Consider the following 17,251-nt stretch of genomic DNA (forward strand, 5'->3'; position numbering starts at 1 on the left):
TGCTTTTGCATCTTTTAAGGGCAAAGAGTATAATGGGAACGCATAAGTTGATATCCCCTAAACACCAACTAATATTTTTTAACAAAGGTAAAATATATGGAAAAAATTAATATCAAAAAACAATTAGATCGTTTTGCTAGCAAATCCCTACCACTATGGGAAGAATTTCCTGATCTTGAATTATACATGGATCAACTTGTTAGCCTAGGGAATCGCTACTTAAATGGTCTACTTGAAACCAAAATAACCGCTTCTATGGTCAATAGCTATGTTAAAAAGGGCTTAATGTCACGACCACAAAAAAAGAAATATAATGCACAGCATTTAGCCGAACTGCTAGTGATCAGTCTCCTTAAATCGGTTTATTCCTTGGATACGGTAAAAAGTTATAATGCTGAATTACTTCATGAATTTTCGCCCAAAGAATCCTACAATGGTTTTGCGAACTTATTTAACGAAACACTCAAAAGTATCGCGAACTCTCAACTTCCCCCTACGCCTAATACGCGCTCACTAAATACTTTGACTAAATACCTTATTATCAATGCAGTTATCTACAAACTGCTCGGCGAAAACTTATTGGACTATTCGCTAACGCAAACAAAAAAGCTCTAGGAAAAATTCTCCTAGAGCTCTTTTACTAATCTTTAGATTATTTAGCTTCTGGTGTACCGATCCAGTCGATGATTTCTTCAACTGTATCTGTGATAGCTTGTGTACCAGGTGCAAGAAGTTTACGAGGATCGTAACCTTTACCTTGTTGATCCTTGCCTTCTTCGATGTATTTGCGTGTTGCTTCAGCAAATGCGATTTGGCATTCTGTGTTGATGTTAAGCTTGGAAACACCCATTGAGATAGCTTTAACAACTTGTTCTTGAGGGATACCAGAACCACCGTGCAATACTAATGGCATATCTGGCATAGCGTCTGCTAATTCCTTCAAACGGTCAAAGTTAAGACCCTTCCAGTTTTCTGGGTATTGACCGTGGATGTTACCGATACCGCAAGCTAAGTAGTCAACGCCAAGTGCAGCAATTTGTTTTGCTTCTTCAACGTCAGCTAATTCACCGGCACCAACAACACCGTCTTCTTCACCACCGATAGAACCAACTTCAGCTTCAACAGAAATACCTTTAGCATGTGCTAATTCAACGATTTCTTTTGTCTTAGCCAAGTTTTCTTCGAATGGTAAGTCATGGCCATCAAACATAACAGATGAGAAACCTGCTTCGATACATTCCTTAGCAGCTTCGTAGTTACCATGGTCTAAGTGCATAACAACTGGAACAGTGATGTTCATTGCTTCCATTTCGCTTGCAACTAAGTCACGAACTAATTTGTAACCACCCATGTACTTAGCAGCACCCATTGATACTTGGATCAATACAGGTACGTTCTTTTCTTGAGCGCCCTTAAGAATAGCACGTGTCCATTCCAAGTTATTTGTGTTAAAAGCACCTACTGCATAATGGCCCTTGCGAGCTGCAGAAAAAATTTCACTACCGTTTACGAATGACATAAAACAGCCTCCTAAAGATTTTACAGTAAAATTACTCACATTTGAGTACACTTACATTCTAACACATTTACTTAATAAAGCGTACTCTTTTTCTGATTTCATTTAAATATCCTTATTCTAGCTCTGCCAAATTGCCACCATGATTAAACTAAAAAAACCACTACATTAACTAATGTAGTGGCATTCCCTAAACATCCTGACCAGTTAAGTATAACAAGTTAGCTAAAAAAAGCAACAAAAATTTGATTCTGTTGCTTAAATATCCTTAACGCTATTTTAGAGATCGTTACGCCCTAATTCTGTGATCTTACCTTTTTTAGTGTAAACGATCCATTCAGCAATATTAGTGATGTAATCACCAGAACGTTCTAAATGATTAGCAATTTGGAGATAATCGATTCCTTCACTGATAAATTTAGGTTTACTCTTGATCAATGAAAGTGTACGTTCCCGAATCTTAAGATATAATTCATCATTACCAGTATCTTTAGCCGCAATTTGAACCGCTAACTTATCATCAACTTCGGTATAAGCTTTCAAAATGCTACTCAACATTTCTAAAACATTATTCCCCATTTGACCGATCATCGCATCGATCTGTTCATCACGGTATTCTTCTTTTAATAGCAAGACACTTTTGGCAATGCTCACTGCATGATCTGCCAAACGTTCTAAATCAGAACTTGCCTTTAAAATCGAGATCGTCTCCCGCAAGTCACCTGCAACTGGACTTTGAAGCGCAATGATTTGAGCCGTCTTTTTTTCTAAATGAATTTCATGACCGTTAATGATTTCATCATGTTCGATCACTTCTTTAGCCGCAACTTGGTCATCTTCTTTGACCGCTTGGATCGCTTTTTCAAGCGAAGCCTTAACTTCTAAGCCCATGGTAATAAATTCTTGGCGTAACGCTTGGATCTGTGTGTCAATGTGTCGTTGCATATAATATCCTCCTCTAATATGTGCATAATCTACCCAAAACGACCACTCAAGTAGTCATCTGTTTCTTTTTTCGTTGGATTTACAAAAATTTGTTTTGTTGGTCCAGTTTCGATCAAATTACCGTTTAGGAAAAATGAAGTTGTATCAGAGATCCGCGAAGCTTGTTGCATATTATGCGTTACAATGATACAAGTATATTCATTTTTTAACGTCAATAACATTTCCTCAACTTTATTACTTGAGACTGGATCAAGGGCGCTCGTAGGTTCATCAAGCAAAATAACTTCTGGTTTTACGGCTAAAACCCGTGCGATACAAACACGTTGTTGTTGCCCACCGGATAACGCAAGCGCACTCTTGTGAAGATCATCTTTAACGTCATCCCAAACAGCGGCTTGTTTTAAACTAGTTTCCACCCGTTCATCAAGTAAGTTTTTATCTTTGACCCCAGCGATGCGCAACCCGTAAACGACATTTTCGTAAATTGAAAAAGGAAATGGATTTGGTTGTTGAAAAACCATCCCTACTCTTTTACGCAATTCAACGGTGTCCATTTTAGGACTATAAATATCTTCATCATCTAATTTGATCGCTCCTGTAATTTTAACATTATCGATCAAATCATTCATCCGGTTTAAACAACGCAAGTAAGTCGACTTGCCACAACCAGATGGGCCGATCAACGCATGGATCCCATTTTTAGGGAAGTCAAGGTCGATTCCTTTTAAAGCTTCTTTTTCACCATAATAAAGGTGAACATTTTGACTTGTGATAATTTTTTCTTTTTCCATTTAACTTCCTCTTTATTAGCCAAAGTTTCCTGAAACATAATCTTCTGTTGCTTGGATCTTTGGATTGGTAAAAATATCTTTTGTTTTGCCGTATTCGATCACGTGTCCCATGTGGAAAAATGCAGTATAATCACTAACACGTGAAGCTTGTTGCATGTTATGTGTCACGATAATGATCGTATATTTTTTCTTCAATTCGTGCATTGTTTCTTCAACTTTTAAAGTCGAGATCGGGTCAAGGGCGCTACATGGTTCGTCCATTAATAAGATATCTGGTCCCATCGCGATCGCTCTTGCAATACATAAGCGTTGTTGTTGCCCACCTGATAAGGCCAAAGCACTTTTATTTAAATCATCTTTTACTTCATCCCAAAGTGCAGCGCCTCGCAAACTTTTCTCAACGATCTCGTCTAATTTTTGCTTATCTTTGATCCCATTTTCTTTCAAAGCAAAAGTAATATTTTCTTTAATTGATTTAGAAAACGGATTTGGGCGTTGGAAAACCATGCCGATTTGTTTTCTCATTTCATAGAGATTGATTTTTTTAGAATTGATATCTATTCCCCGGTACATGATCTCACCGGTCACTGTAGCGACGTCATCGTTCATGCGGTTTAACGAACGCAGAAAAGTTGATTTCCCTGAACCGGATGCACCGATCAAGGCTGTGATCTTATAGCGTTCAAATTGCAGATTTCCATCATAAAAAGCATGCTTATTGCCATAATACACTTGTAGATCATGCGTTGACAGCGCGATTTCTTGTTTTTGCTTGTCAAAGTTCATGATAGAAGTATCATTTAAATCGTATTTACCTGCTTTCATATTCTTACATCCTTCTTTATTTACTTGCTGTCAAACGCTTGTAGAGACGATTACCTAAATAGCGTGCGGAGAGATTAAAGATCAATACTGCAACGATCAACACAGCTGAAGCGCCAGCTGAGATCTGTTCTGCATCGGGCATGATCCCTTCTGAATTGATCTTCCAAATGTGCACCGCGAGCGTTTCTGCTGGGCGGAAAAGATTTAGCGGACTGGATTCGTCAAATGGATTCCAGTTTGAAAAATCAATGTTAGTTGCACTTTGTCCGGCAGTATAGATCAAAGCTGCAGCTTCACCAAAGACACGCCCTGCACATAAAACGATCCCTGTTAAAATTCCTGGTAATGCTTCTGGCAAAATGATCTTGGTCACAGTATGCCATTTAGAAAGGCCTAATGCCAAACCTGCTTCTCTTTGTAACTTAGGTACGTTATTTAACGAGTCTTCCACGTTACGAGTTAAGAGTGGTAGGTTGAAAAACGTTAAGGCGATCGCACCAGAAATGATCGAAAAGCCCATCTTAAATTGGACAACAAAGAGCAAGAAACCAAACAGACCAACGACAACAGAAGGTAATGAACTCAAGACTTCGATCGCCATTCTGACCCCTTCAGTCACCCGATTTTTAGGGGCATATTCTGCTAAATAGATCCCTGCACCAAGTGAAAGTGGAAAAGAGATCAATAACGTCAAGATCAATAAATAAAACGAATTAAACAGCTGGATCCCGATCCCACCACCAGCGGTAAAGGAACGTGATGGCGTCGTTAAGAAGTGCCATGAAACATGTGGGAGACCACTAAGTAAGATCTTACCCAAAAGAAAGGCTAAAATTACGACGACAACAGCTGCAATCAACTTGATCACCGCTAAGGCTAGTTTATTTACTTTTTTTGTATTCATAAATTACATCTTTCCTTTCCGGCTGATAAAGCGTACTGCAAGGTTGAAAACTAATGACATTAATAATAAGATAAGTGCCAATGACCATAAAGCGTTGTTGGAAACTGTTCCCATAACTGTATTACCGATCCCCATTGTTAAGACACTTGTTAACGTTGAAGCTGGCGATAAGAGACTTTCTGGTAGTAAAGTTGCATTACCGATAACCATTTGAACGGCTAATGCTTCACCAAACGCACGCGCCATCCCAAAAACGATCGCAGTCATGATTCCAGGCATTGCTGCGCGTAAAAGGACGCGATAGATCGTTTGCCATTCAGTAGCACCTAATGCTAAAGAAGCTGATTTATAATATTTAGGTACTGCCCGTAAACTATCAACAGTCATTGAAGTGATCGTTGGTAAGACCATTACGAACAAAACAAATGAACCTGATAAGATCCCGTAACCCGAGCCACCAAAATGATCACGGACAAACGGAACTACGACGGTCAAACCAATAAAACCATAAACAACCGATGGAATACCTACCAATAATTCGATTACGCTTTGCATGAATTTTTGGCTACGCTTCGAAGAAAGTTCTGTCATATAAAGAGCTGTCCCGATCGCAAATGGTGTTGCAAATAAAGCTGCTAAAAATGTTACGCCAAATGAACCTAAGATCATTGGTAAAGCCCCGACTAACGGTTTACCATTTGGGCCGTTAGCACCAGGGTTCCATTCGGTTCCGGTCAAAAATTCTACTAAGCTGGCCTTGTTTTCCGTAAAGGTTGCGATCCCTTTAGAAGCAACAAATAAGAAAATTGCCAATACAACTGCAACGATCAAAAAGATACTAGCATAGCTTAAAGTTTTGCCAAGGATATCTTGTCGCGTTTCTTTTGATGGTTTTAAAATTTTTTCTCTAATTGGATCCATTTGTTTGTTCCTTTCCCGTAGTCGTAATTGGTGTCACTTGATTTTTTTCATTCTTTTGAACTTTCATTTGACTGATCGGAATATAACCTAAAGCTTTAACTAAATTGTCTTGCACTACATCTGAAAACATATAGTCTAAGAAACGTTGGGTTGCTTTGTCTGGTTTTCCTTTCGTATACATATGTTCATAGGCCCAGATCTTCCAAGAATTATCCTTAACATTATCTACTGTTGGGCTAACACCATCAACTTTCAAAGCAGTCATATCTTTATTGATATAGGAAAATGAAAGATAACTGATCGCACCTGGTGTACTGATCACCATACGTTGTACTGTACCGTTTGATTCTTGTTCTTGGGCTTTCACCATTTTTTGTCCATTCATGACGTTATTTTCAAAAGCAATACGAGTACCACTACCTTGTGCCCGATTGATCACCACGATCTTTTGATTTTTTCCGCCTAATTGTTTCCAATTAGTATATTTTCCTGCAAAGATGTCACGTAATTGTTCCATTGTTAATGACTTAACCCCAACGTCTTTATTAGCTACTGGCGCTAATCCTAAAACAGCTACCGTGTGGTCAACTAATTCACTTGCTTTGATCCCAGGTAATTCACTAGCAAAAACGTCAGAGTTACCGATCGTTACTGCACCAGCTTGTACTTGACTCAAACCAGTCCCAGAACCACCACCTTGAACCGTGATACTAACACCAGAATTATCCTGTTGGTATTCTTCAGCAGCCATTTCAACCATTGGCTGCAAGGCGGTCGAACCAACGATCGTAATATTTTGTTTACTACTTGTTTTTTGTGAACATCCCGCCAAAATAAAAACTGCTAAAAATAAAGTCGCAAAACTAATAATTGCTTTTTTCATGCTACTTTCTCCTCATATCTATTAGCGTTTATTGCATCTTTAATTGTATGCTTTGTTTGTAAAGACACGTGGGTCGTTATGTAAAGAGTTTGTAAATGTTTCAATTTTTATAACTAATTTATCCTGTAATTTTAAGACCTCCTTACCGATAAATATTTCCCCTTGCTAATAAAAATAGTGTTGCAAAACTAATAGTTAGTTTCACAACACTTATTTTAGCGCTATTTAGCTGTAATTGTTAAGATATACCCCTTCCCAAGGAGCAAATTTTTTACCATTTAATTTAGTCATTTCAGCCCGAAGATTTAATTCATCATGAAATTGTGCGAGTTCATCCGCATAAAACACTTGCTCTTTAGCAGCTGCATTCAACAAATAAATCATGTATTTATCGTCTTGATAGCGCGCGATCGCAAAGAAATCTTCCCCAGCTAGTAGGGTCAATTCACCTTTGATCATAACTTTTTGTTGTTTTCGCTTAGCAACACCAGCTTTAACATAAGCCAATAATTCTTGATTTTCTCTACCCCAAGGATAAAAACGGCGATTATCCGGATCTTTTTGCCCAGCGACACCAGCTTCATCACCGTAATAGATACACGGTACTCCGGGAAACATAAAGAGTAAATCAAAGGCGCGTTTGACCTTTGTTATTTCACCGTTGACTTCACTTAAGATCCGTTTAGTATCGTGGGTACCAATATTATTAAGTGAGTTTAAATAAAACTCTAGCGGATAGTTTTCGCGCAAACTCATCAACTCAGCGGTAACTTGTTCAACTGAACACCGTTTTAATAAGAGATCTAGGACCGCTTTTCTCACGGGATAATTCATTACACCATCAAGTTCATCACCATTGACATAGTGCCGGCGCTTACTGTACGCAATTTTATTAGAAGCATCTTCCCAAACTTCACCTAGTAAGATTCGCTGTGAATAGTGTGCTAAGTTTTTACGAATACTTTTAATAAACTCATCGGTCAATTCATCAGCCACATCTAAGCGCCAACCATCAACACCGAACGTATTCCACTTGGCTAACACACTATTTTTTTGACCATAAATGAATTGTTGATAAGTCGGATTATTCTTATCAACAACGGGCAGATCGGGATTGCCCCACCAGCTGCGATACTTATCCGGATAATGTTCAAAACTAAACCACGGATAATATTTACTTTCTTTGTTGCGAGCAGCACCGACGTTTTCACCGTATGTGCCGTCTTGGTTAAAATATTTACTATTACGTCCCACATGAGAAAAGACCCCATCTAAGATCACAGCAATATTTTCCTGGTGCAACGCGTCCAGTAACTCTTTAAAATCTTCTTCTGCCCCTAACATTGGATCGATTTTTAAATAATCACTCGTATCATAGCGATGATTACTTGCCGCCTCAAAAATCGGATTTAGGTAAATAACTGAAACGCCCAATTCTTTTAAATAAGGAATCTTTTGTTTGATTCCTTGTAAATTTCCACCATAAAAATCCCAACGTGCAATACTACTATCTTTATTGCGAATATACATTGGTAGATCTTTAGTGGTGGCGTAGATAAAGGTATTTTCTTTTTTACCTTGGATCTTGCCTTCTGGATTGCCATTATAGAAACGGTCAGGAAAAATCTGATAAGCAATCCCTTCCTGATACCACTTAGGTGCAGAAACGGCTTTTTCATAACAAGTCAATTGATATGAATTTTGTGCTAATAAGTCAGGATCACTGAGCAATTGGCCTTGTCCCCCATTAGTAGCACAATAATATTTAACTAGTTCTTGTTCATTTTGACGCATAACCAACTTAAAGTAATAGAAATAAAGTCCGCTTTTTTTAGGGGTAAATTGGGCGTAATACCTTCCAAAACCTCTATTTTCCATTTTGATGATCTCTGGCACCAACTCACCATCGGCGTAAACATAGAGTTCTAAACTAGTTAGATCTACATCGTAGGCCTCAAACATAAATTGAACGGCAGTATCAACTTTTACTGCACCAAATGGTTTTTTATGTTTTTCATGCCAAGAATCAAAATGGATATACATCGTCGATAGCTCCTTTTTGCACCTCTACATTAGGTTTGATCTGCCAAATATCAGTCGCATACTTTTCAACGGTATCATCAGCGGAAAAATATCCGGCATTGGCAATATTTAACAAGCACATCTTGTTCCATTTGGCTTGATCTAGGTATGTTTGGCTAACACGTTCTTGTGTGGCCACATAACCTGCAAAATCACGTAAAACAAAATATTCATCATTTGCTCGTAATAAAGAATCATAGATCTCATGGCCTTCGACTTCAATATTTGGAATCGTCCCGTCAACAAAGGCATCTAGGATCCGGTGAAGTACTGGATCATTTTCATAATAATCAGCAGCCCGATATTGGTGGTTAGTTTCATAAGCAAGCACTTCATCTTTAGTTAACCCAAAGATAAAGATATTATCATCACCAACATAGTCTTTGATCTCAATGTTAGCACCATCTAGTGTGGCAACCGTCAAAGCACCGTTTAACATCAATTTCATGTTTGACGTCCCCGAAGCTTCTTTTGTGGCAGTTGAGATCTGTTCACTAACATCAGCAGCAGGAATGATCTTTTCAGCCAAAGATACTCCATAATTTTCAAGGAAAACAACTTTTAATTTACCTTCGATCGTTGGATCATTATTGACTAAATTAGCCACTTCATTGATACACTTGATGATTGATTTAGCATAATGGTAACTTGGCGCTGCTTTAGCCCCGAAAATAAAGACCCGTGGAACTTGTTGGCTGTTAGGATCTTCTTTTAGATCCAAATATAATTTTACAATGTGTAACAAATTCAACAATTGACGCTTATAGGCGTGCAGACGCTTGATTTGAACATCAAAAAGTGCATCGGGAGAAACTTCAATCCCAGTTTGCTCTTTAATAACTTTAGCCAACCGAACTTTATTGAAGCGTTTAGCAGCTCCAATTTTTTCAAGTAAAGCTTGATCATCATCATATTTAGCTAACTGATGTAATTCTTTTGAGTCAAAACGCCATTTAGTTCCGATCGTTTGGTCGATCGTCTTTGAAAGAGTTGGATTGGCAACTTGTAACCACCGCCGGATCGCGATCCCATTGGTCTTGTTATTAAAACGTTCTGGGTAGAGTTCATAAAAATCATGCAAAACATCATTTTCTAAGAGTTCAGTATGCAATTTAGCGACCCCATTAGTACTATGCGAACCAATGATCGCTAAGTGTGCCATCTTGACCATACCATCTTTGATGATGCGCGTTCTTTCAATGAAATCTTCATCTTTTTTGCCCGTAAGTTCTTCAACATAGCGGCGATCGATCTCTTCGATAATTTGCAAGATCCGTGGTTGAACAGTCGCCAACATGTCAACTGGCCATTTTTCCAAAGCTTCTGCCATGATCGTATGGTTCGTATAACTCATTGTTTGAACCGTTTGTTTCCACGCAACATCCCAGTCTAAATGTTCTTCATCAAGCAAGATGCGCATAAATTCTGCCACACACATGGCGGGATGAGTATCATTGATATGGATCGCAATATGATCGCTTATTTCAGTCAAAGGACGATCATATTTCTTATAATGGCGAATAATACTTTGAATCCCAGCTGAAGTAAAGAAGTATTCTTGTTTTAAGCGCAAGATCCGTCCTTCATAGTTAGAATCATCGGGATATAGTACAGATGTCAGATCTTCCACACGCCGGCGATCCTCGATCGTTGGATAATTGATCTCTTCTGAAGCTGGAATTTGTGCATCCCATAAACGCATCGTATTAACATGATCGTTATGATAGCCTACGATTCCAGTATCATATGGAACAGCCTTGATCAAGTCGGCACCTTCATACGTTACTTCATAGTATTTGCCATTATCATGCAAATGAACTTGTCCGCCCATTAACACGTCAACTGCTTTACTTGTCCGTGCAACCGACCAGTTATTACCATCGGTCAACCATTCATTTGGTAACTCGATCTGATAGCCATCAACAAATTTTTGTTTAAAAAGACCATACTTATATCTGATACCATTACCATTTCCTGGTAATCCTTCTGACGCTAAAGAATCCATGAAACAAGAGGCAAGGCGACCTAAACCACCATTTCCTAAAGCCATATCGACTTCAGTTTCTGAAATTTGGTCTAAATCTAGCCCCATATCCTTTAAGCCGGCTTCAACCACATCGTACCAACCCATGTTAAGTAAGTTACTTTTCAACAAGCGACCTGGTAAAAATTCGATTGAAAAATAATACACTTGCTTTTGATCATTTTTTACGTAGCTCTTCCAAGTTTTACGCCAAATATCAGAATAGCCTGATTTCACCACGGCAACGAGTGTTTGATAGAGTTCGATCGGCGCTGCATCTTTAACATCTAAAGCATACCTTTCCCCTAATCGTTTTTTAAACTCATGAATAAAATTTTCCTTTGTCATCTTCATAATATGATGTTCCTCCCTTTTCTGTACCCCTTATAAGCTATTGTGCGATCTGATGATAAAGGTCTAAATAATTTTGACTCGCACTGTCCCAGCTAAAATCAGATTTCATGGCTGTTTTCATCATCTTTTTCCAAACTTTTGGTTGGTTATTATAAACATCGATCGCTAATTTTAGTTGTTCCATCATCCAATATGATGAAAATTCTTCAAAACCAAAGCCGGTCCCGACCTTTTTTAGTGGGTCATAAGCCCAAACACTATCACGCAAACCACCGATTTGATGCACGACTGGTAACGTCCCATAACGCATCGAGATCAATTGTGATAATCCACATGGCTCAAAGGCAGATGGCATCAAGAACAAATCACAACCGGCGTAAATTTGTTGGGCTAAATCAACATCAAAATCGATCGCTACACTACATTTGTCTGGATAGCGTCCTGCAAAGTAGTTGAAGTCATGTTCAAAATTAGCATAACCCGTACCAAGTAACACAAATTGCACATCAAATTGCATCAAGTTTGCCATTTCTTGGACAACTAATTGGAAGCCTTTTTGATAAGTCAATCGACTTACGACTCCGATCAAAGGTACATCTTTTCTAACTGGCAAACCAAATTTTTCCTGTAAGGCTGCCTTATTTTTAGCCTTACCGCTAAGATCTTTGGCAGTAAAGTTAGCCACTAATGCTGGATCATTGTTAGGGTCAAAGTTATCGTAATCGATCCCGTTTAAGATCCCTGATAACTTGTAATCGACCATACGTAAAATTCCATCCAACCCACATCCAAATTCCGGAGTTTGAATCTCACTAGCATAGCTTGGACTGACCGTATTGACCCGATCAGCGTATAAGATTCCCGCTTTCATAAAGTTGACAGCTGTCCCCATCCGGATCGTTCCGTCATCGTAGCGCTCAGTCGACATGCCAAATAACTCCGGCATAACATCCGAGCCATATTGCCCTTGAAATTCTAAATTGTGGATCGTTAAGACTGTTTTAATGTGTTCAAAAACTTTGATCCAACTGTATTTTTCGCGTAATAAAAATGGAATAAAGGCAGTATGGTAATCATTGACATGTAAAATATCAGGAATATACTCGATTCGTTCCATCAATTCGATCACTGCTTGTTGGAAAAACGCATAACGCTCGCCATCATCATAGTAACCATAAACTTCAGGACGATCAAAATAATACTTATTATCTAAGAAATAATATTTGATCCCATCCATTTCTAGCAGCTTCACACCACAATATGCATTGCGCCAACCAACTGCAACATTGAAATTAAACAAATCAACTAATTGTGCTTGGTATTGTTCTGGCATAGTCGTGTAAAAAGGTAATACGACACGTACCTCATTACCTTTTTTGGCAATACTTTTTGGCAAAGCACCTGCCACATCACCGAGTCCCCCAGTTTTAAAAAACGGAGCGCATTCGGCTGCTGTAAATAAAACTTTCACTATTTTTCGCCTCCATAGATATCGGCTACAACATGACTGCCCTTAGTGATCACAACAGGATTTTCTGGTGTTCCTTTGATCCTTACGCCGGCTTCAACTTCAACGTTTTTATCAAAGATCGCATATTGGATCGTAGCCCCACGCTTAATATTAGCATTACTCATGATCACCGAATCACGCACTACGGCATCTTCTTCGATCACTGTCCGTCTAGAGATCAAACTATGCTCTACTTCACCTTTAATGATACAGCCTGTCGCAAATTGACTCCGTTTTACCTTTGTCTTGTCATAAAAGTGAGTTGCTACCTCATTTTTAGTCCGCGTGATCACTTTTTGACTGGAGAAAAGTAAAGCATTGAAATGTTCTGGATCAAGCATATCCATATTTGCATCGTAGTAGCTCTTGATGTCATGAATATTACTTAAGTAACCAGTATATTCATACGCACGCGTCTTAACCCGTGTCATCTCACGGTTTAAAAGATCTTGCACACTAGCTGGCGCACCTGCATTTTGACCTTTATGTAAAAGATCAAGCAACCAGTCTGTCTTAACTAAAAAGATACTCATCGACAGATTGTACAATTCTTGATTATCTTCTAATTCACTGAAAATATCTGTTTTTTGTACTCGATTATCTTCTGTTAACGTTAAGATACAATCATCAGGTGCGATTTTTTCCTTTGGAACTCGTTTGAAAACTACCGTAATTTTAGCACCATTTGCTTGATGAACATCTAAAATCGAACGTAGATCAACATTACATAGCATCTTATTACCAAAAAAGACGGTATATTCAGACTTAGCTTTTTCTAAAAAACCGATCATATCGTTAAAATACGGTTTTCCTTCAGCTTTTTTGCGTAAAATATCTTGATAGAAGCCTAAGTATTGGTAACTCCCAATACTATCTAACCCCCATTCACGTCCCCCACCGACGTGATCAAACACCGATTTTACTCGACCTTCATTTAAAATCATGTAGACCGTGCGAATATTTGCATTGACTGCACTGGATAAGGCAAAATCCATGATCCGATATTTACAGTCAAAATAAAGTGTTGAAAGTGGTCGATTTGCTGTAAGTGGCAACAAACCATTGTATTCATGTTCATTCCCTAAAATTGCACACATTTTGTTAGCCTTCATTGATCATCACCCCTAATACTTCTGAATTTCCTACAACTGCGATTTCTTCTTTCCCATCGATCACAGCTCCATCACCAATAATTGCATTTTCACCGATGATTGCCCGCTTGATCGTCACATTCTTACCGATCGAAGCGCCCGTCATCACTACACTATCTTTAACGACTGAACCTTCTTTAACTTGGACGTTAGCCGCTAAGATACTATGATCGATCTCGCCGGAAATAAAACATCCGTCCACGATCATCGAGTTTTTGACATTAGCCGCTGAAGTAATAAATTGTGGCGGTGCGATCGGATTTTTAGAATAAATCGGCCAAGACTTATCACGCACATTCAAATCGCCTTCGTTGTCGATAAATTCCATATTCGTCGTCCATAATGAATCGATCGTCCCTACATCTTTCCAGTAACCTTCAAAGTGGTACGCATGGACGTTATCACCACTCTTGATGTAAAATGGAATGACATTTTTCCCAAAGTCATACATATCAACATCTTTTTTAAAGCCATTTAACAAAACTTCCCGTAAGCGAGCCCAAGTGAAGATATAGATCCCCATCGAAGCATGATTGCTCTTAGGATTTTCTGGTTTTTCTTCAAATTCGATGATGCGATCATTTTCATCGGTATTCATGATCCCAAAACGGCTTGCTTCTTCCCAAGGAACATCAATCACCGCCACACTTAAGGCAGCGTTATTTTTCTTATGCTTAGAGAGCATATCTTCATAGTCCATCTTGTAGATATGATCGCCCGATAAAACTAACAAGTATTCTGGATCCATCGAGTCAATATAATCAATATTTTGATAAATCGCATGCGCAGTACCTTCAAACCACTTAGAACCCTCATTGTTAGAGTAAGGTTGTAAGATCGTTGCACCAGAATCCAGTCCGTCTAAGCCCCAACTCGCACCGTTTCCGATATGATCATTTAAAATGAGCGGTTGATATTGAGTAACAACCCCAATATTTTTAATGCCCGAGTTAACACAATTACTCAAAGTAAAATCAATGATCCGGTAGCGTCCGCCAAACGGTACTGCAGGCTTAGCAATATTTTGTGTCAATTTTCCTAGTCTGGTTCCTTTACCACCGGCTAAAATCATCGCTAACATTTCGTTTTTCATAATTTCGGACGTTATTTTACTCGTCCTTTCCCTCCCTTATGCTTAATTGCCTTTGTTTACGTTTGTTGACCTTCTTTATAGAAGTTTCTTCTTTTGCAAGGTGCTTCTTATTAACATAGCGTAAGTTAACTTTTTCTGGCTCTAAAATCAGTACCCCTAAAGCCGGAACAGTTAATTTGATCACTTGATCATAGTGCTTGAATTGTTGTTCTTTGGTGTGACAAACTGGGTTATGCTTGGTCCAAGTCCCCCCAAACTCCTCCATTTCAGTGTTTAACACTTCACGGTAAGTTCCTGGATAAGGCACACCGATTTCAAAATCTTTTTGTTCGATCGTTGAAAGATTCATCAAAACTACTACAAAATCTTTTTTCTTTTTACCGTGGCGAATAAAGCTCAAAATAGTCTCGCTCCGATTATCGGCATCGATCGCTTCTAAACTTTCAGGTTTATCTTCTAGTTCCCACAGAGCACGTTTTTCTTTATAAAATTCATTTAAAGTAGCTGTAAAATGAAGCATTTTTTGATTCATTTCATCATCTAAACTATCCCATGTTAACCCTTCATAGTAGCGCCACTCGATAAATTGCCCAAACTCGCCACCCATAAAGAGCAATTTCTTACCTGGATGGGTCATTTGATAGGTCAAAAGGTTGCGCAACTGTGCAAATTGGCGGTAACGATCACCACCCCACATCTTGTGTAATAAACTCTTTTTCCCGTGAACAACTTCATCATGTGATAATGGCAAAATGTAATTTTCAGCTAAACGATACATCCAGGAAAATGTCAGCTTATTTAAATGGTCGCCCCGGTAAAGGGGATCCATTGCATAAAATTCTAAAACATCATTCATCCAACCCATGTTCCATTTATAATCAAAACCTAAGGCATTTTCCTCCAACATACCGGTGATCTTTGTTCCAGCTGAACTTTCTTCTGCAATCAAAATAACTTTGGGATGTGCAAGCTTAACTTCTTTATTTAACTTCCGTAAGAAATCTTGGCCTTCCAAATTACGATTATCACCAAAAATATTTGGTTTCCATGGACCTTGATCGTAATCAAGATAGATCATATTTGAAACTGCATCAACTCTTAACCCATCCAAATGAAACTTTTCGATCCAAAAAAAGGCACTTGATAGTAGGAAAGATTGAACTTCTGGTTTACCCAGATCAAAATTTTGCGAGCCCCAACCAACATTTTTGGCTTTATCAGGATCAGCGTATTCAAAGGTTGCCGTCCCATCGTAATAAGGCAAGGTATCGCCATTGATACAAAAATGCCCTGGAACCCAATCAACAATGACCCCAATATTTTCTTGGTGACAAGCATCCACAAATGCTTGAAACTCTTCGGGTGTACCATAGGCAGAACACAACGCAAAATATCCGATCAATTGATACCCCCACGAAGCATCAAGGGGATGCTCCATTAAAGGCATAAATTCTACATGTGTGTAATTCATTTTCTTGAGATAAGGAATCAATTCAGTAGTTAATTCAGCTATTGTATACGGTGTTTTATCTGGATGTTCTTTCCATGAACCTGGATGAAGCTCATAGATATTCATCGGTCTTTCAAAATAGTTCGAGCGTTTCTTGCGCCCCCGCCACAGCCCATCACTCCACTTATACTTAGGAATATCATAAATGATCGCCGCATCATGGGGACGTTTTTCAAAACGAAGTGCAAAAGGGTCGATCTTATACACGACATTGCCATCGTGTTGTTTGATCTTAAACTTATAAAGTTGGCCTGCTTGGGCATTTTTGGCGTGAACTGACCAAATACCATGTTCACCTAATTGAAAAGGTAGATCTTCTTTCCAATCGTTAAATTCCCCAACTAGCCAGATCTGTTGTGCATTAGGAGCCCAAACTCTAAAAACATAGCCTGAATCTTCATGCCGATGTGCTCCTAGAAAATCTTGAGCATGAAAATTCTTACCCTGGGCAAACGTTTCCATTTGCTTAGGTAAATCTAAACCAAGGGTCATTCATCTTTCCTCCTTATCAAAATCATTAACACATATCCTATATACATAATAACATATTAATGTAAAAAAGATTAGTATTATTTCTTATTTCTTTAATCAAAATTATATATTTATCACAATTTAAAAAAGCTTTATTTACTTGAAAAAACAAGGTTGTAAACGATTGCTATATAAGGTTTTCAGGTGTATAATTAAATTTTAAGAATTATTAAAAAAATATAGCAGATTATTATTTTATATATAAAATAATA

General features: G+C 38.4%; 14 protein-coding genes. 1 reads left to right on the forward strand and 13 read right to left on the reverse strand.

All coding sequences use genetic code 11. From position 1 onward, the window contains the following. Positions 1-96 precede the first annotated feature (96 nt). Positions 97-615 (forward strand): DUF1836 domain-containing protein, encoded by a 519-nt coding sequence (locus FC32_RS02770; RefSeq protein ID WP_025087620.1) that lies wholly within the window; start codon positions 97-99, stop codon positions 613-615. 37 nt (positions 616-652) lie between these two features. On the opposite strand, the gene FC32_RS02775 is transcribed toward FC32_RS02770, so the two are convergent. The 13 genes from FC32_RS02775 to glgB form a co-directional block, all read right to left on the reverse strand. Next, a complete protein-coding gene (locus tag FC32_RS02775; protein ID WP_025087619.1) occupies positions 653-1,519 on the reverse strand; it encodes a class II fructose-bisphosphate aldolase in 867 nt (288 codons plus the stop codon). 276 nt (positions 1,520-1,795) lie between these two features. Continuing rightward, positions 1,796-2,461, reverse strand: coding sequence for a phosphate signaling complex protein PhoU (gene phoU / locus FC32_RS02780; protein ID WP_025087618.1), 666 nt, complete (start codon positions 2,459-2,461; stop codon positions 1,796-1,798). A 29-nt stretch (positions 2,462-2,490) separates the two neighbouring features. Further along, positions 2,491-3,252 (reverse strand): phosphate ABC transporter ATP-binding protein PstB, encoded by a 762-nt coding sequence (gene pstB / locus FC32_RS02785; protein ID WP_025087617.1) that lies wholly within the window; start codon positions 3,250-3,252, stop codon positions 2,491-2,493. Positions 3,253-3,267: 15 nt separating this feature from the next. Further along, complete coding sequence (pstB, locus tag FC32_RS02790) at positions 3,268-4,077, reverse strand: phosphate ABC transporter ATP-binding protein PstB (protein WP_025087616.1); 810 nt, start codon at positions 4,075-4,077, stop codon at positions 3,268-3,270. Positions 4,078-4,093: 16 nt separating this feature from the next. Beyond that, positions 4,094-4,981: a phosphate ABC transporter permease PstA gene (gene pstA, locus FC32_RS02795; RefSeq protein ID WP_025087615.1), complete on the reverse strand. Its 888-nt coding sequence runs from the start codon at positions 4,979-4,981 to the stop codon at positions 4,094-4,096. Between the two features lie 3 nt (positions 4,982-4,984). Beyond that, a complete protein-coding gene (gene pstC, locus FC32_RS02800; RefSeq protein ID WP_025087614.1) occupies positions 4,985-5,902 on the reverse strand; it encodes a phosphate ABC transporter permease subunit PstC in 918 nt (305 codons plus the stop codon). Beyond that, the gene (locus FC32_RS02805) at positions 5,889-6,785 is read right to left on the reverse strand and encodes a phosphate ABC transporter substrate-binding protein PstS family protein (RefSeq protein WP_025087613.1); all 897 of its coding nucleotides are present in this window, start codon (positions 6,783-6,785) and stop codon (positions 5,889-5,891) included. The genes pstC and FC32_RS02805 overlap by 14 nt, the downstream gene beginning before the upstream one ends. Before the next feature lie 225 nt (positions 6,786-7,010). After that, positions 7,011-8,828, reverse strand: a complete 1,818-nt coding sequence (locus FC32_RS02810; RefSeq protein ID WP_025087612.1) for a glycoside hydrolase family 13 protein — start codon at positions 8,826-8,828, stop codon at positions 7,011-7,013. Then, positions 8,812-11,244, reverse strand: a complete 2,433-nt coding sequence (locus tag FC32_RS02815) for a glycogen/starch/alpha-glucan phosphorylase (RefSeq protein WP_025087611.1) — start codon at positions 11,242-11,244, stop codon at positions 8,812-8,814. The genes FC32_RS02810 and FC32_RS02815 overlap by 17 nt, the downstream gene beginning before the upstream one ends. Positions 11,245-11,281: 37 nt before the next feature. Next, positions 11,282-12,715, reverse strand: coding sequence for a glycogen synthase GlgA (gene glgA, locus FC32_RS02820; RefSeq protein ID WP_025087610.1), 1,434 nt, complete (start codon positions 12,713-12,715; stop codon positions 11,282-11,284). Then, complete coding sequence (gene glgD, locus FC32_RS02825; RefSeq protein WP_025087609.1) at positions 12,715-13,866, reverse strand: glucose-1-phosphate adenylyltransferase subunit GlgD; 1,152 nt, start codon at positions 13,864-13,866, stop codon at positions 12,715-12,717. The genes glgA and glgD overlap by 1 nt, the downstream gene beginning before the upstream one ends. Beyond that, on the reverse strand, positions 13,856-14,998 hold the full coding sequence (locus tag FC32_RS02830) for a glucose-1-phosphate adenylyltransferase (protein ID WP_025087608.1): 1,143 nt from the start codon (positions 14,996-14,998) through the stop codon (positions 13,856-13,858). The genes glgD and FC32_RS02830 overlap by 11 nt, the downstream gene beginning before the upstream one ends. 16 nt (positions 14,999-15,014) lie before the next feature. Continuing rightward, entirely contained in the window at positions 15,015-17,000 is a 1,986-nt protein-coding gene (glgB, locus tag FC32_RS02835) for a 1,4-alpha-glucan branching protein GlgB (protein WP_025087607.1), read from the reverse strand. Positions 17,001-17,251 lie beyond the last annotated feature (251 nt).

The sequence above is a fragment of the Ligilactobacillus apodemi DSM 16634 = JCM 16172 genome, assembly GCF_001434405.1.
GTDB classification, from domain to species: Bacteria; Bacillota; Bacilli; order Lactobacillales; family Lactobacillaceae; genus Ligilactobacillus; species Ligilactobacillus apodemi.

Excerpts from the sequence above, each read along its gene's own strand:
- FC32_RS02770 (WP_025087620.1), top strand. The coding sequence starts at position 97 with ATGGAAAAAATTAATATCAAAAAACAATTAGATCGTTTTGCTAGCAAA.
- FC32_RS02775 (WP_025087619.1), bottom strand. The coding sequence starts at position 1,519 with ATGTCATTCGTAAACGGTAGTGAAATTTTTTCTGCAGCTCGCAAGGGC.
- phoU (WP_025087618.1), bottom strand. The coding sequence starts at position 2,461 with ATGCAACGACACATTGACACACAGATCCAAGCGTTACGCCAAGAATTT.
- pstB (WP_025087617.1), bottom strand. The coding sequence starts at position 3,252 with ATGGAAAAAGAAAAAATTATCACAAGTCAAAATGTTCACCTTTATTAT.
- pstB (WP_025087616.1), bottom strand. The coding sequence starts at position 4,077 with ATGAAAGCAGGTAAATACGATTTAAATGATACTTCTATCATGAACTTT.
- pstA (WP_025087615.1), bottom strand. The coding sequence starts at position 4,981 with ATGAATACAAAAAAAGTAAATAAACTAGCCTTAGCGGTGATCAAGTTG.
- pstC (WP_025087614.1), bottom strand. The coding sequence starts at position 5,902 with ATGGATCCAATTAGAGAAAAAATTTTAAAACCATCAAAAGAAACGCGA.
- FC32_RS02805 (WP_025087613.1), bottom strand. The coding sequence starts at position 6,785 with ATGAAAAAAGCAATTATTAGTTTTGCGACTTTATTTTTAGCAGTTTTT.
- FC32_RS02810 (WP_025087612.1), bottom strand. The coding sequence starts at position 8,828 with ATGTATATCCATTTTGATTCTTGGCATGAAAAACATAAAAAACCATTT.
- FC32_RS02815 (WP_025087611.1), bottom strand. The coding sequence starts at position 11,244 with ATGAAGATGACAAAGGAAAATTTTATTCATGAGTTTAAAAAACGATTA.
- glgD (WP_025087609.1), bottom strand. The coding sequence starts at position 13,866 with ATGAAGGCTAACAAAATGTGTGCAATTTTAGGGAATGAACATGAATAC.
- FC32_RS02830 (WP_025087608.1), bottom strand. The coding sequence starts at position 14,998 with ATGAAAAACGAAATGTTAGCGATGATTTTAGCCGGTGGTAAAGGAACC.
- glgB (WP_025087607.1), bottom strand. The coding sequence starts at position 17,000 with ATGACCCTTGGTTTAGATTTACCTAAGCAAATGGAAACGTTTGCCCAG.